Raw genomic sequence first — 2,919 nt, 5'->3', positions numbered from 1 at the left:
CGGACAGTTCGGTGGTCGAGGATCGGCCGAAGTCGAAACGGGTCGGCGCGCTGCGCGGGCTGGTGCCGTTCCTCTGGCCCTATCGCGGCATGGCGGCGCTGGCGCTGATGGCGCTGATCCTGACCGCTTCGGTCAGCCTGGTCCTGCCGCTGGCCGTGCGCCGGGTGGTCGACGGGTTCAACACCGCGCAGGTCGAGCTTCTGGACAAGTATTTCGGCGCGGCCCTGGCGATTGCCGCCCTGCTCGCCGTGGGCACGGGCCTGCGCTACTATTTCGTCACCCGTCTGGGCGAGCGTGTGGTGGCCGACATCCGCCGCGCGCTGTTCGACCGGGTGCTGGGCATGTCGCCCGCCTTCTTCGAGCGCATCCTGACCGGCGAGGTCCTGAGCCGGATCACCACCGACACCACGCTGATCCTGTCGGTGATCGGCTCTTCCGTCTCGGTCGCCTTGCGCAACGTGCTGATCCTGCTGGGCGGGCTGGCGCTTCTGTTCCTGACCTCGCCCAAGCTGACCGGCCTTGTCCTGCTGGTCGTCCCGGCGATCATCGTGCCGATCGTCGTGCTTGGCCGCAGGCTGCGGCAGCTGTCGCGCGAGAACCAGGACTGGATCGCCGCCTCCTCCGGCTCGGCCTCCGAGGCGCTGTCCTCGGTGCAGACGGTGCAGGCCTTCACGCATGAGGACGCGACGCGGGGCGCCTTCGCCGAGGTGACGGAGAAGAGCTTCGAGTCCGCCAAGACGCGGATCAAGACGCGGGCGGTGATGACGGTGATCGTGATCTTCCTGGTCTTCGCCGGGATCGTGGGCGTGTTGTGGATCGGCGCGCGCGACGTGCGGTCGGATACGATGTCGGTGGGCGCGCTGATCCAGTTCGTGATCTATGCGGTCATGGTGGCGGGCGCCGTGGGCGCGCTGTCGGAAATCTGGGGCGAGTTGCAGCGGGCCGCGGGGGCGACCGAACGGCTGGTGGAACTGCTGGGGACCGAGGATTCGGTGCAGGACCCGCTGCGCCCGGTGGCCCTGCCGCGCCCGGTGCGGGGCGAGATCGCCTTTCAGGACGTGACCTTCCGCTATCCGGCGCGGCCCGAAGCCAGCGCGCTGGTCGGCGTGTCCCTGCATGTGAAGCCCGGCGAGACGGTGGCGCTGGTCGGGCCGTCCGGCGCGGGCAAGACCACGATCCTGCAGCTTCTGATGCGGTTCTATGATCCGCAGTCCGGCACCATCACGCTGGACGGGCTGGAGCTTGCCAGCATGGCCCGCGCCGATTTCCGCCGCTTCATCGCGCTGGTGCCGCAGGATCCGGTGATCTTCGCCACCTCGGCGCGCGAGAACATCCGTTTCGGGCGGCTGGACGCGACCGACGCCGAGGTGGAAGCCGCCGCCAAAGCCGCCGCCGCGCATGACTTCCTGACGGCATTGCCGCAGGGCTATGACAGCTATCTGGGCGAGCGCGGGGTCATGCTGTCGGGCGGGCAGAAGCAGCGGGTGGCGATTGCCCGCGCCATCCTGCGCGATGCGCCGATCCTTCTGCTGGACGAGGCGACCAGCGCCCTGGACGCCGAAAGCGAGCGGCTGGTGCAGGCGGCGGTCGACAAGCTGGCCGAGGGGCGGACGACGCTGGTCGTGGCGCACCGGCTGGCGACGGTGAAGCGCGCCGACCGCATCGTCGTCTTCGACCAGGGCCGGATCGTGGCGCAGGGCACGCATGACGAGCTGGTGGCGGCGGACGGCCTTTACGCCCGCCTCGCCCGGCTGCAGTTCACCGACGGCGCGGTCTGACGTCGCGTCCCGGCGGGCGGGGTCGGGACAAACCGACTTCACAAACCTGCTTCCTCCCCCCATGTTCGTCTGAAGCCTGCGGCAACAGCGGGCAGGAAGGGGAGGAACCGATGACCACTTTCGCAACCGCTGCGGACCTCAAGGCCATTGAGGCCGAGATGCCCTGGGCCGACCGGGGCCAGGCGCGGTCGATGTATGATTTCCTGACGCGGGCGAAGACGGCGCATGGCGCGCGGCCCGCGATCAGCTATCAGCTCCTCTCGGGCCCGGAGACGAAGAAGGTCACGCTGACCTGGGCCGAACTGCACGGCAAGGTCACGCAGGCCGCCAACCTTTTCCGCTCGCTGGGGATCGGCGAGAAGGACGTGATCGCCTTCATCCTGCCGAACGCGATGGAAACGGCGATCACGCTGCTGGGCGGGGCGGTGGCCGGGATCGTCAACCCGATCAACCCGCTCCTGGAGCCGGAAAAGATCAGCGCCATCCTGCGCGAGACCGGCGCCAAGGTCGTGGTCACGCTGAAGGCCTTCCCGAAGACCGACGTGCCGCAGAAGGTGGGCGAGGCGGTCCAGTTCGCGCCCAACGTGAAGACCGTGCTGGAGGTCGACCTCGTGCCCTACCTGTCAGGGCTGAAGAAGGTCATCGTGCCCTGGGTCCGCCCGAAGAACCCGGTGCAGCACACCGCGAACGTCAAGGACTTCCGCGTCGAAATGGCCCGGATGCCCGCCGACAAGCTGACCTTCCCCGACACGCTGGAGGACCGGGTCGCCGCCTATTTCCACACCGGCGGCACTACCGGGATGCCCAAGGTCGCGCAGCACAAGGTTTCCGGCATGGTCTACAACGGCTGGCTGGGCGCGACGCTGCTCTTCAAGCCGACCGATGTGGTGATCTGCCCGCTGCCGCTGTTCCACGTCTTCGCCTGCTATCCGATCCTGATGTCGATGATCGGCTCGGGCGCGCATGTGGTCTTCCCCACCCCGCAGGGCTATCGCGGCGAGGGGGTGTTCGACAATTTCTGGAAACTGGTCGAGCGCTACAAGGTGACCTACATGATCACCGTGCCGACCGCGTTGGCCGCGCTGATGCAGCGTCCGGTCAATGCCGACATCTCCAGCATGAAGAACGGCTTCTCCGGCTC

Annotated in this window: 2 protein-coding genes; both read left to right on the top strand. The window is 68.1% G+C overall.

The window, feature by feature from the left end; translation table 11 throughout:
• Nucleotides 1-11: 11 nt before the first annotated feature.
• The gene (locus tag V7Q39_RS20410) at nucleotides 12-1,778 is read left to right on the top strand and encodes an ABC transporter transmembrane domain-containing protein (RefSeq protein ID WP_443082559.1); all 1,767 of its coding nucleotides are present in this window, start codon (nucleotides 12-14) and stop codon (nucleotides 1,776-1,778) included.
• 110 nt (nucleotides 1,779-1,888) lie between these two features.
• The coding region (locus V7Q39_RS20405) for an AMP-binding protein (RefSeq protein WP_333818444.1) at nucleotides 1,889-2,919 on the top strand (1,031 nt) is incomplete at its 3' end.

This window comes from Tabrizicola sp. (genome assembly GCF_036781545.1).
In the GTDB taxonomy this organism is placed as follows: Bacteria; Pseudomonadota; Alphaproteobacteria; order Rhodobacterales; family Rhodobacteraceae; genus Tabrizicola.
Note: the sequence above shows the minus strand (reverse complement) of the source record. Positions and strands in the feature narration are given on the sequence as shown.